General features: G+C 68.9%; 1 protein-coding gene. It reads left to right on the top strand.

Translation table 11 applies throughout. From position 1 onward, the window contains the following. The coding region (locus NBZ85_RS32085) for an HNH endonuclease signature motif containing protein (protein ID WP_261563544.1) at nt 1-380 on the top strand (380 nt) is incomplete at both ends.

Below are 380 nucleotides of genomic sequence, written 5' to 3' on the forward strand. Positions count from 1 at the left end.
CCCTGCTCGCCTCGGGCACCATCCCCGCCACCACCAGCTGGGGCCTTCCCCTACCCCACAGCACCCTCGCCCGGTTGAGCTGCGACGCCGAAATCACCCGGATCATCCTCACCCCCGCCGGGATCCCCCTCGACGTCGGCCACACCAACAGAACCGTCCCCCCACAGATGCGCCGCGCCCTGATCGCCCGCGACCGCGGCTGCACCTTCCCGGGCTGCGACAGACCCCCCTCATGGTGCGAAGCACACCACGTCATCCACTGGAAAAACGAGGGTGCCACCGCCCTCCACAACCTTGTCCTGCTCTGCGGCCAGCACCACCGGCAGATCCACCACGACGGCTGGACCATCACCTTCACCGACACCGGACACCCCGCCTAC

Origin of the sequence: Frankia tisae (genome assembly GCF_025403405.1) — a bacterium.
Taxonomy (GTDB): Bacteria; Actinomycetota; Actinomycetes; order Frankiales; family Frankiaceae; genus Frankia; species Frankia tisai.